Consider the following 11,483-nt stretch of genomic DNA (forward strand, 5'->3'; position numbering starts at 1 on the left):
GGCCGCTTTAGGTGCCTGCAAGCCGGCGGCAAGCGGGCACGGTGAGGCTGGTGGCGCCCGCCCGGGGTGCGGTGCCGCGTCCACGGGTCGGGCCGCCGCGAAGCCTCGCCTGGAGGGTGTGATCCGTGTCCTCGGCCCCCGCTCCCCCGCCCGCCGCCGACCCCGTGGCGGACCTGCACCGGTCCGGCCGCCTGGCCGCCGAGTATCCGCGGCTGCCCGAGCTGCTGCGCGGGCTCGGTGACGACGAACTGCAGCGCGCGGGGCGGTTGCTGACGCGTCTGTCGCCCGACGAGGTGCTCGCCGAGCATCCGGGCCAGCCGACCGTGTCGGTCGCGGTCACCGGGCACGGCACGGTGAGCGGGCTGGTCCCGCCGCTCACCGCGGAACTGGCCCGGCATGGACTGCTGTTGCGCCCGCACGTCGGCGATTTCGGCAGCTGGCTGTTCGATCTGGCCGATCCCGCGAGCGAGGTGTACGCGGCCGGCGGTGACCTGGTCGTGTGCGTGCTGGACGCCGACGTGGTCTTCGACGAGGTCCCCTGGCCCTGGCGGCCCGAGGACGTGGAGCAGGTGCTGGCCGAGAAGGTCCGGCTCCTGGACAAGCTCGCCGCCACTCATGCCTCGGCCGGGTCGGGCACGCTCGTGTACACCACCCTGCCGCTCCCCCGGGAGTTCTCCGCCCAGTTGGTGGACCACCGCTCCCGCTCCCGGCTGGGCGCGGTGTGGCGGAGGGGGAACGCCCGGCTGCTGGGGCTGATGGAGGAGCATCCGGGGCTCGTCGTCCTCGACCTGGACCAGTTGCTCACCGGTCCGGCCGCCCTGGGCGACGCCCGCCTGGTGGCGTACACGGGAACGCCGTTCACGCCCGAGTTGACCGCCGCCCTCGCCCGCGACCTGGCCCACCTGGTGCGCGGGCGGTCCGGGCGGGCGAAGAAGGTGCTCGCCGTCGACCTGGACGGCACGTTGTGGGGCGGGGTGCTGGGCGACGACGGGCCGGAGGGCATCGAGGTCGCCGGTGGCCTGCGGGGCCGGGCGTTCCGGCAGCTGCAACGGGTGGTCGCGCAGCTCGCCTCGCGTGGGGTGCTGCTGGCCGCGGTCAGCAAGAACGACCTGGACCCGGTGCGGCAGGTGCTGCGTGAGCATCCCGAGATGACGTTGCGTGAGGACGACTTCGTGCGCGTCGTGGCCAACTGGGAGCCCAAGCACGGGAATCTGCGGGCCCTGGCGGAGGACCTCAACCTCGGTCTGGACAGTTTCGTCTTCGCTGACGACAGCGCCTACGAGTGCGGCCTGGTCGCCCGGGAACTGCCGGAGGTGACGGTGCTGCACCTGGACGGCGATCCCGCGCTGCACGCCCGACGGCTGCTCGCCGACGGCTGGTTCGACGTGCGGGACCTCACGGAGGACGACGTACGGCGACCTGCCCGCTACCGCGAGGAACTCGTCCGCAAGGACTTCCTCGACTCCTTCGCCTCGCTGGAGGACTACCTGCGCGAGCTGGAGGTGCGGGTGGAACTGGCCACGGCGAGCGAGACCGACACGCCCCGGCTCGCGCAGCTCACGCAGCGCACGAACCAGTTCAACCTGACCACGCGGCGGCTTCAGCACGACGAGGTCCGCGCGCTGGCCGGTTCGCCCGGGCAGCTGGTCCTGGCCATCAGGTCCGGCGACCGCTTCGGGGACAACGGGCTGGTCGGGGCGGTGTTCGTGCGGACCGGCGGGCCGGTGTGGCGCATCGACAACTTCCTGCTGAGCTGCCGGGTCTTCGCCCGGGGCATCGAGCAGGGCTGCCTGGCGGCGCTGCTGGAGCACGCCCGCGCCCGCGGCGCCGAGGCCGTCGAGGCCCGCTATGTGCCGTCCCCGAAGAACGGCAAGGTCAAGGACTTCTATCCGCGCAACGGCTTCGACGCACACGGGCACGCCGAGGACGGGTCCGCCCTGTTCCGTCATGAGCTGCGGCGGATCACGGCGGTGCCCGGGCACCTGGGCCTGACGGTGCGCTGGGAGCGGGAGGGAACACGATGAACGACGTCGCCGAGCTCAAGGAGTTCACGCGCGTCCACGCCCGGGCCCTGCAACTGCCGCCCGAGCTCTACGCGGAGGTGCTAAACCGGGTCACCAACGACGAGGACGGTGCCCCGGGGTCGTGGGCGGTGGAGTGGTCGGCGACGGCGGCCGCGCTGGCCGAGACCGGCCGGCTGCTGCCGTCGTTCCTGTGCTCGGCCATGGCCCGTTTCCCGTTCGTCGACGGTCCGGCGCGGCGCTCGGCCTACGAGCGGGCCCGGTCGGTGTTCGACCGGTGGCGCGGGCAGCATCCGGACATCGAGCCGGTGCGGGTGAAGTCGCCCGGTGGGGAGCTGGTCTGCTGGGCGGGTGGTCTGTCCGCCGCGGAGCCGAAGCCGCTGCTGCTGGTGACGGGCGGGATCGTCAGCGTCAAGGAGCAGTGGGCGCCGGTGGTGCTGCAGGCGGCCCAGCTGGGCATGGCGGTGGTCGTGACGGAACTGCCGGGCGTGGGCGAGAACTCCCTCGTGTACGACCGGGACAGCTGGCGGATGCTGCCGGCCGTGCTGGACGCGGTCGCGGACCGCGCGGACGTCTCCCGCACCTACGCCCTCGCGAACAGCTTCGGCGGGCATCTGGCGCTGCGCTGGGCGGGGCGGGACGCGCGGCTGCGCGGGATCGTGACGTCCGGGGCGCCGGTCAGCGTCTTTTTCACCGACGGCGCCTGGCAGCGTCGGCTGCCGCGCATCACCCGGGACACGCTGGCCCGGCTGACGGGCGTGGCGCCGGGTGACGACGGGGCGCTGGGCGCGGTACTGGCCGAGTGGGCGCTGACGCCACAGGAGCTGTCCGCGCTGGACATCCCGGTCTGCTACTCGGCCAGCCTGCGCGACGAGATCGTCCCCGCGGGGGATCCGGCGTTCCTGCGCCGGCACGTGCGGCGGCTGACCCTGAACGAGTTCGACGACGTGCACGGCGCGCCGGGGCACGTCCAGCAGACCGTGGAGTGGACGTTCGGTTCGCTGCTGGCCATGCGGGACGGTGCCCCGCCGTCCTGAGCGGGGCGCCACGCGCTCGAAAGGGCCGTCACCGGGACCGCGTCGGGGGATGCCGCGGTCCCGGTGACGGCTGTGCCGTCGCGGACCGGCCCTCAGCCGGGGGATGTCACTGGAGGGCCAGGTCGCGGCGGCGGAACAGGGCGGTGCCCGCGGCGGTGAGGACCGCCGTGATCACCAGCAGCACCAGCAGGGGGCCGACCGTGAAGTCGCCGCCGGGCAGACCGGGTACGTGACTGAACGGCGAGATGTCCATGACCACCTGCGGCAGGTCCAGCGTCGAGCCGATCTGGCTGATCAGCAGGCACACCGCGAACGCCGCCCAGGGCAGGCCGATGGCCAACCGGGGCAGGGAGCCGAAGGTCAGCACGGCGAACGCGGCCAGCACCAGCACGGCCGGCAGGCGCACCAGCGCGGCCGCGACGAGGGAGCCGAACTCCGCTCCCATGTCCCCGGTGGCCAGGCCGTAGCCGACGGCGGCGCTGATCCCGGTGAGCAGCATCAGCACGGTGACACCGGCGAGCGTGACGACCAGATGGCCCGTCAGCCAGCTGAACCGGCTGGTGGCCGCGGACAGCACTGTCTCCAGTCCGCCGCTGGTTTCCTCGTGGCGCATCCGGTTCAGCGACTGCACGGCGAATCCGGCGACGGCGAGGCCCATCAGGCCGATGGTGGCGGACAGGTAGGCGTCCAGCAGCGAGCCGGTGCCGCCGAGTTGCTGGATGATCTCGGCGGTGCGCTCGCTGTCGCCGATCAGGTCGTTGATCTCGTCGCCGACGACGCCGAAGGCGAAGCTCATGACGGACACGCCGACGGCCCAGCCGGCCAGGGACCCGCGGTGCAGGAACCAGGCCAGACCGGTCGGGCTGAGCAGGGCGGGGGCGGCCTCGGGCGGGCGGGGCGACACCGCGCGCATGCCCATGCCGACGTCGCGGACGCGGGTGAGGGCGAAGGCCACGCCGACCTGGACGACGAAGGCGGCGAGCGGCAGGGCCAGCACCCACCACCGATCCTGGTCGTAGGGGCGGATCTGCTGGCCCCAGCCGATCGGGGAGAACCAGGAGGGCCAGGCGCTCTCGACGCGCAGGCCGCCGTCGGTGGTGCGGCCGGCCACGTCGCCGACGGCGCGCAGCATGAACGCCACGCCGAGCACGGCCGCCGCGGCGCCGTTGGCGGCCCGGGAACTCTCCCAGATCTGGGCGGTGACCGCGGCGACGCCGGCGAAGGAGACACCGACCGCGCCGATCGCGGCGCCGGCCGCGAAGGAGGAGCCCGGCGGCAGACCCGCCGACGCCAGTCCGAGGGCGCTGACGACCGCGAGCACCACGTTGGCCAGGACGGCGAGGAGCAGTCCGGCCGTGAGGGCCGCGTGCCGGCCGACGGCGGTGGAGCCGATCAGCTCGGAACGTCCCAGTTCCTCGTTCTGCCGGGTGTGGCGGACGACGGCGAGGGTGCTCATCAACGCGGCGGCCGCGAGGACGAGCAGCAGGGACTGCGTCATGGCCGTGGCGCCCTCGCTGGCGCCGGAGACCAGGCCGCTGAACACCAGGGAGGCCGGGTTGTCGGCGGCGCTGGTCTGGGCGGCGATCCGGTCCTTCTCGGTTGCGTACAGGCCGCTGATGCTGGAGGCCGTGGCCGTCTGCACCAGGGTCAGTCCGATGATCCACAGCGGGAGTTGGATCCGGTCCCGGCGCAGGGCGAGCCGGAGCAGGTCGCCGGTGCCGGCGAAGTAACGGCTCATCGCCGCGCTCCGGCCGTCTCGCGCTGGGCGGGCACCTCTTCGCCGTAGTGCCGCATGAACAGTTCCTCCAGCGTGGGCGGGGCGCTGGTCAGGGACACGATGCCGAAGTCGGCCGCGTGGCTGATCACGGCGCCGACCTTGCCGCTGTCGACGGTGAAGCTGAGCCCGTCGGCGTCGGAGCGCACGTCGTGGACGCCCTCGAACCGGTCGAGACCGGTCAGCTCGCGCTCCGTCTGGACCGTGATCGAGACCCGGGTGAGGTGGCGCAGCTCCTTCATCGAGCCGGACTCCACGGTGCGGCCCTCACGGATGATGCTGACGCGGTCGCACAGGGCCTCCGCCTCGGCCAGGATGTGACTGGACAGCAGCACGGTCGCGCCGTCCCGCTTCAGGTCGAGGACGCAGCTCTGGAACACCGACTCCATGAGGGGGTCGAGACCGGAGGTGGGCTCGTCGAAGATGTACAGCTCCACGTCGGAGGCGAGCGCCGCGACCAGGGCCACCTTCTGCCGGTTGCCCTTGGAGTAGGTCCGGAACTTCTTCGTGGGATCGAGTTTGAACCGCTCCAGCAGCTCGTCGCGACGCCTCTTGTCGATGCCGCCGCGCAACTTGCCGATCAGGTCGATCGACTCGCCGCCGGAGAGATTGGGCCAGAGGTTCACGTCGCCCGGTACGTAGGCGAGACGGCGGTGCAGGTCCACGGCCTCGTGCCAGGGGTCTCCGTCCAGCATCCGAACCTCGCCGGCATCGGCCCGCAGCAGGCCGAGCAGGACCCGGATGGTCGTGGACTTGCCGGCGCCGTTGGGCCCCAGGAGGCCGTGCACCTCGCCCTGCCTGACCGCCAGGTCGAAACCGTCGAGGGCCCGCACCTGACCGAACGTCTTCACTAAGCCTGCTACGGCAATGGAGTTCGTCACTGTCACAACGTATCAAACTTCCACGACTTTGTGAAATCTGCGAAATCTCAGTTCGCGGGGCCGGGGCGGACGGGTGCAGCCCGGGCGGGCCGGGGTCCGTCCCCCTGCCCCCTGTGCGCCAGGCATGCATCGACAGGCGGGACCCTAGGGGGCTCTTAGGGGTGGGTAGGGGCTTCAGACGCCTTCCGCTTTCTCATAGCCTGCAAAGGCCTGCACGGCCACGGGAACACTTGTCCGGCACATCACACGGAGGTGGACGGGAGAAGCCTTGACATTCGCTTCACGGAAAGTACAGAAACGGAAGCAGCGTATTGTCAACGGGGGTTGAGTTAGTGCAATACGACATACTCGGACCGGTACGGGTGACCGACACTCGGGGCGGCAGGTTCGTCAGCGCCAGGAAGATGCAGGTGCTGCTGGTCCTCCTGCTCATCCGCGCCCGACAGGTGGTCTCCATCGACGAGGCCATCGCCGAGATCTGGGGGGACAATCCCCCACGCCGGGCAACGGCAGGCATTCACGTGTACATCTCCCAACTCCGAAAGTTCCTCGCGCAACCCGGCAGCCGGCACAATCCGATTCTCACGCGGCCTCCCGGATATCTGTTCCATCTCGGCGACGACGAGTTCGATGTCGACCGGTTCCAGGAGCTGCTCCACCAGGGGCGGCGGCACCTCAAGGAAGGCCGGCCGGAGAACGCCGTCGCCGCATTCGAGACGGGACTCTCCCTCTGGCGCGGCCCGGCCCTCGGCGACCTGTGCGACGGGCCGATCATCGAGGGATTCGCCACGTGGCTGGAGGAGACCCGGCTGGAGTGCGTCGAGTCGCTGATCGAGGCGCAGCTCAGTCTCGGCCTGCACCGTGAACTCGTCGGCCGCCTCTACTCCCTGACGGCCCAGCACCCGCTGCGGGAGACGTTCTACCGCCAGCTGATGCTCGCCCTGTGCCGCTCCGAGCGGCAGGCCGACGCACTGCGCACCTACCAGCAGGCCCGGACCCGCCTCAACGAGGAGCTGGGTCTGGAGCCGTGCCGGGCACTGCGGGATCTGCAGCAGGCCATCCTGATCGCCGACGAACGGCTGGAGCTGCCCACCGCGGTATGACCCGCGCCGCAGCCGCCACGGGGGGCGGGCGGAGCCACCGGGCTCCGCCCGCCCTCGCCGTTCGTCACCGCGGAGCGGTCTCAGCTCCACGGCGACCGGTGCGCGGCGCGCAGACGGTGCGTCAGCTCCGCCAGGACCCTCGGCCCGCTCTGGTCGCCGTGGACGAAGTAGTGGTCGCCCGGCAGGACCAGGAGCTCGAAGTCCGCGGTGGTCAGCGTCCGCCAGGCCCTCGCGTCCGCCTCGGACACCACCGGGTCGGCGGCGCCGTGGAAGGCCGTCACGGGCAGGTGCAGCGGCGGCTCGGTCAGGTCGTGGCGGTAGCTCTCGACGATCCGCAGGTCCGCGTACCCCGCGCCGTCCAGGGCCACCTCGGCCACGCCGGCCAGATCGTCGCCCAGTTCCGTGCGCAGCGCGTCCCGATAGCGTTCCGGCTCCGCGCGGCGCAGGCTCATCAGCTCCTCGTGACCGGGCATCTCGGTGAAGCCCAGGCTGCGCGTGACCGACCGCAGCCGCGCGCCCAGCGGATTCTCCCGCCCCGTCGGCGCGCTGAACGCGCTGACGAAGAGGTGGCGCAGCGACTCCCCGTACTTGGGGCCCAGCCGGTGCGCCAGCCGGAAGGCCAGCAGGGCACCCATGCTGTGGCCGTAGAGGGCGAAGGGCCGGTCCAGGTAGGGCTCGAGCGCCTGCGCGACGGCCTCCACCGCGTCCTCCACCGCGTCGACGGGATGCTCGTCCCCGCGTTCCTCACGGCCCGGCAGCTGCACCGGGCACACGTCGACCGCGGGATCCGCGGCGGCCGCCCAGTCCCGGTACAGCGAGGCCCCGCGGCCGCCGTAGGGCAGGCAGAACACCCGTACGGCGCAGTCGTCGCGCGGGGTGACCGGGAGCCAGCGGGCACTGTCCTTGTCGTAGGGGCGCCGGGGCCCGGCCACGGCGTGTCCCTCGACGGACGCCATGACGCGGTCCAGTACCTCGTCGAGGGTGGGCCCGGCGATGAGGAGGTCGACCGGGAGGTCGACGGCAGCCTCGGCACGGACGCGCCGGCGCAGTTCGAGGGCGGCCAGCGAGTCCAGTCCGGTCTCCGCCAGCGGCTGGGTGAACGGGACGTCCTCGGGCGGCAGTTGCAGCAGCTCCCCGACCATCCGCGCGAGGCGGGCCCGCAGGGCCGCGCGGCCGGACCGCCCGTGCCACCGCGCGCGGGCCGCGTCGGCCGCCGCGTCGGTGGGCGGGGTGTCCGGGGCGGGGCCGCCGGGGCCGATGACCCTGATCTCGGTGCCGCGGGCCCAGCCGACCGTCCGGCCGTCCTCGGCGCACAGGAGGTGGTCGCCGACCAGGCGGTCGCGGGTGGCGGGAGCGGTCAGCCGTACGTGGCACCACAGCGGACCGTCCGCGCGGGCGCCGAAACCGGCCTCGCCGAGACCCGCGACCATGAACAGGTCGCGCTCGTGCAGGTCCCGCTCCGCGGCGAGCGCGTAGAGCGGGGCGCAGGCGTCCAGCACGCCCGGCGGCACCGGGAGTTCGGGGGCGGGGCGGCCGGGTCCACCGTGCGTCTCCTCGGCCGACGGGGCACGGAGCCGGGCGAGGATCTCGCCGTCGCCCAGCCAGGCCTCGGTGACCCAGGCGACCGACGGGCCGTACGGCACGCCCCGCTCGGCGAGGCGGCGGTGGAACTCGGTGCCGTCGATCCGCTCGAGGCAGCGTTCCCTGATCGCGGCGCGGGCCTCCTCGGTCAGCGGCCGCGCGTCGGCGGCGGGGTCCTCGGCGGCCGGGTCCGGGCGCATCCGGCCCCCGGCGTGCCGGCGCCAGGTGTGCGGTTCGCCCGGGCCGGACGCTTCGTCGGTGGCCCGGCTGTGCACCGAGAACCCGGACCAGCCGTCGCCGTCGGGCGGATCGAGCACGAGGTGCACGGCGCGTTCCCTCGCGCCGGTGAGCGTGAGTGCCTGTTCGAAGGTGACGCCGGCCAGCCGCAGTCCGCCCGCGGGGCGCGCGGCCGACGCCAGCATGTCCTGGTAGTGGCCGACGTGGACGACGCCCGCGGTGTCGGCGACCTCCGGCAGCAGGGCACGGCTCACCGTGGTGGTGAACTGCCGCTGCTCGAGCGGGGACGGCAGCGTCCGCAGGCCCAGGGTGCCGACGGGTGTGCCCGCGCCGGGTGCCGCCGGGGCGTCCGTCTCGGTGGGGGCGGTGCGGTACTCGCGGCGGCGGAAGGTCTGCCCGGGCAGGTCCAGCCGGCTCCGGTCGTAGCCGTCGTCGAAGGCGGACCAGTCGACCTCGTCACCCGTCAGGTGGCGGTGGGCCAGGCCGTCGAGGAGTTCGGTCCAGATGTCGGCGCCGGGCAGTCGCCACACACCGTCCGGGTCCTCCGGGGCCGGTGTGCCGCCGATGTGGACCAGGGTGTCGTAGCCGTGCGCGGCGAGCGCCCCGGCCGCCGCCCGCGCCGAGGTGCCCGCCCCCTCCGGGGCCCAGAAGGCCGGGTCGGCGGCCTGGTCGGCGGTCATCTCGGCGGCGTGCGGGCCGTGCAGCAGGCGCAGGGCGGGGGCGCGCCGGGGCAGGGCGGCGGGCGCGGGGGCACCGGTGTGCCGGGCGGCGAGCAGGCCGCCGGCCGCCCGGGCGTCGAGTACGCCGCCGAGCAGACCGGCCGCGAGGTTTCCGGGGGTGTTCCCGCCGGCCACGGCCCCCGGTGCGAGACCCCAGTCCGCGAGCGTACGCACCAGGGCGACCTGACAGGCGATGGTCCGCACGTCCCGCGCGAGTGCGGAACGGTCGGGCCCGGGGGCGGGGTCGGTGCGGTCCGGGTCGGCCGGGGTCGTGTCGGTGGCTGTCGTGAGGTCGGTGGCGCACTGGTCGTAGTGGGCGCGGAAACCGGGGTGGGTGGGGTGCAGTGCCGCGACGATGCGGGCCGCCCTGTCGGCGGTGGCGTCGAGCAGGAAGGCGACCGGCCGCGCCGGGGCGCGGTCGCGGGCGCCGACCACGTCGGACGCGGAGAGCTGCCGGCCGCCGCCGGCCACCTCGGGGGCGTCGGCGGTGGCCAGTCCGGCCAGCCAGTCGGTGAGTTCGCCGCGCGACGCGGTCACGAGGGCGGCGCGGTGCGCGAAGTGCGCGCGGCGGGCGGTGGTGGTGTGGCAGACGTCCGCGAGGGCCGCCTCGGGGTGGCGTGCCAGCCAGTCGCCGAGGCGGGCCGCCGCCTCGCGCAGGCCCTGCGGGTCGCGGGCCGACAGGGCCAGCACGTGGGCGGGGCGTTCGGGGCCGGTCTCGCGGGGTGGCACGGCCGGGGGCTCGGTGACGACGACGTGCACGTTGGTGCCGCTGAAGCCGAAGGAGCTGACGCCCGCGGTGCGCGGCCGCCCGTCGGCGTGGACCGGCCAGGGACTGGTCCGGTCGTTGAGGACCACCGGCAGCCGCTCGACGCCGAGCCGCGGGTTGGGGGTGCGCAGATGGAGGTTGCCCGGGATCTCCCCGTGCCGCAGGGCGAGGACCGTCTTGATCAGGCCCGCCACTCCGGCCGCCGCCTCCAGGTGCCCGACGTTGGACTTGACGGCGCCGATGCGCAGCGGGGCCTCGGACGTCCGCCCGGCGCACAGGACGTCGGCGGCGGCGCGCACCTCGATCGGGTCGCCCAGCGGCGTGCCCGTGCCGTGCGCCTCCAGGTAGTCCACGTCGTGCGGGTCGGTCCGGGCCGTCTTCAGGGCCTGGCCGATCAGTTCGCGCTGCGCCCTGCCGTTGGGGACGGTCAGGCCGCTGGTGCGGCCGTCGTGGTTCACGGCCGATCCCCTGATGAGGGCGAGCACGGGGGCGCGTACGGCCGCCGCGTCCCCGGCGCGCATGAGGGCGACCATGCCGCAGCCCTCCGCACGGGCGTAGCCGTCGGCCGCGGCGTCGAAGACCTTGCAGCGCCCGTCCGCGGCCAGGGCCTCCATCCGGCTCAGGGCGACCATGACGGCCGGTGACAGCATCGCGCTCACTCCGCCGGCCACGGCCGCCGCGCACTCGCCGCGGCGCAGGCTCTCCACCGCCAGGTGGACGGCGAGCAGCGACGAGGAGCACGCCGTGTCCACGGCCAGGGCGGGGCCGCGCAGCCCCAGGGTGTGGGCCACCCGGCCCGCGGCGACGCTGATGGCGGAGCCGGTGGCCGTGTACGGCCCGGCGTCCCGCAGCGGCCGGGGCCGCAGGGCGTTCTCGGATCCGGAGATGCCGACGAACACGCCGATGCGCTGTTCGGCCCGGGTGCCGGAGAGCAGCCCCGCGTGTTCGAGCGCCTGCCAGCTCGCCTCCAGCAGCAGCCGGTGCTGCGGGTCCATCTCGCGGGCCTCGGCGTCCGGGACGCCGAAGAACGACGCGTCGAAGGCGTGGGCGCCTTCGGCGAGGAAGCCGCCGCGGCGGGTGTAGGCGGTGCCGGGGGTGTCGCGGTCGGGCGCGTACCAGCGCTCCCCGGGCCAGCGGTCGGCGGGGACGTCCACGATGCCGTCGCGGCCCTCGCGCAGCAGGTCCCAGAAGCGTTCGGGGGTGTCCGCGCCGCCGGGGAAGCGGCAGCCCAGGCCGACCACCGCGACGGGCTCCTCGGTCCGGGCGCGCAACCGCCCGACCTGCTCGCGCAGTGTCCGGACGGCGTCCAGGGAACGCCTCAGCAGGGCGTCATCGGTCATGGCCGTTCCTCTCCCCCAGTGGTT

General features: G+C 73.9%; 6 protein-coding genes. 3 read left to right on the forward strand and 3 right to left on the reverse strand.

Annotation, left to right across the window (positions count from 1 at the left end; genetic code table 11):
• Window positions 1–125 precede the first annotated feature (125 nt).
• Together ACSUPV_RS04545 and ACSUPV_RS04550 are read left to right on the forward strand one after the other, a co-directional pair.
• Complete coding sequence (locus tag ACSUPV_RS04545) at window positions 126–2,024, forward strand: HAD-IIIC family phosphatase (RefSeq protein WP_436946960.1); 1,899 nt, start codon at window positions 126–128, stop codon at window positions 2,022–2,024.
• On the forward strand, window positions 2,021–3,058 hold the full coding sequence (locus ACSUPV_RS04550; RefSeq protein WP_436946961.1) for an alpha/beta fold hydrolase: 1,038 nt from the start codon (window positions 2,021–2,023) through the stop codon (window positions 3,056–3,058). Before ACSUPV_RS04545 ends, ACSUPV_RS04550 begins: the two co-directional genes overlap by 4 nt.
• A 106-nt stretch (window positions 3,059–3,164) precedes the next feature.
• On the opposite strand, the gene ACSUPV_RS04555 is transcribed toward ACSUPV_RS04550, so the two are convergent.
• Together ACSUPV_RS04555 and ACSUPV_RS04560 are read right to left on the reverse strand one after the other, a co-directional pair.
• Window positions 3,165–4,796, reverse strand: coding sequence for an ABC transporter permease (locus ACSUPV_RS04555; RefSeq protein WP_382618329.1), 1,632 nt, complete (start codon window positions 4,794–4,796; stop codon window positions 3,165–3,167).
• Window positions 4,793–5,713, reverse strand: coding sequence for an ATP-binding cassette domain-containing protein (locus tag ACSUPV_RS04560; protein WP_436946962.1), 921 nt, complete (start codon window positions 5,711–5,713; stop codon window positions 4,793–4,795). Before ACSUPV_RS04560 ends, ACSUPV_RS04555 begins: the two co-directional genes overlap by 4 nt.
• A gap of 332 nt (window positions 5,714–6,045) precedes the next feature.
• Between ACSUPV_RS04560 and ACSUPV_RS04565 the strand changes: the two genes are divergently transcribed.
• Window positions 6,046–6,816, forward strand: coding sequence for an AfsR/SARP family transcriptional regulator (locus tag ACSUPV_RS04565; protein WP_037764855.1), 771 nt, complete (start codon window positions 6,046–6,048; stop codon window positions 6,814–6,816).
• Between the two features lie 80 nt (window positions 6,817–6,896).
• Here ACSUPV_RS04565 and ACSUPV_RS04570 read toward each other — a convergent pair whose 3' ends face one another.
• Window positions 6,897–11,459, reverse strand: a complete 4,563-nt coding sequence (locus ACSUPV_RS04570; RefSeq protein ID WP_436946963.1) for a beta-ketoacyl synthase N-terminal-like domain-containing protein — start codon at window positions 11,457–11,459, stop codon at window positions 6,897–6,899.
• Between the last annotated feature and the right edge of the window lie 24 nt (window positions 11,460–11,483).

Origin of the sequence: Streptomyces sp. SudanB52_2052 (genome assembly GCF_964272415.1) — a bacterium.
GTDB classification, from domain to species: Bacteria; Actinomycetota; Actinomycetes; order Streptomycetales; family Streptomycetaceae; genus Streptomyces; species Streptomyces olindensis.